Origin of the sequence: Bradyrhizobium sp. dw_411, assembly GCF_018449695.1 — a bacterium.
Taxonomy (GTDB): domain Bacteria; phylum Pseudomonadota; class Alphaproteobacteria; order Rhizobiales; family Xanthobacteraceae; genus Bradyrhizobium.
In genome coordinates, this window is sequence record NZ_JAAVUY010000054.1 from 1 (window position 1) to 242 (window position 242).

Below are 242 nucleotides of genomic sequence, written 5' to 3' on the forward strand. Positions count from 1 at the left end.
TCGGTCACCGAGGACGAAGTCCCGACGGCATCCGGCAAGCTCGACGCCTCGGATGCCGATATCGGCGATAGCGCGACGTGGAGCGTGGCGGACGATCATGGGTCGTACGGTGCGATCACGATCGACCAGAGCGGCCACTGGACCTACACGCTGGACAATGACTCGGCGCAGGGACTGAAGACCGGCGAGACCCGCACGGATATCTTCCAGGTCACGGTGACCGATGGCTCTGGCGCCACCGC

1 protein-coding gene is annotated in these 242 nt (G+C 65.3%); it reads left to right on the top strand.

The window, feature by feature from the left end; all coding sequences use genetic code 11:
* Window positions 1-242, top strand: a 242-nt coding sequence (locus HB676_RS33650; protein WP_213742824.1) for a VCBS domain-containing protein, incomplete at both ends; no start/stop codon positions are given.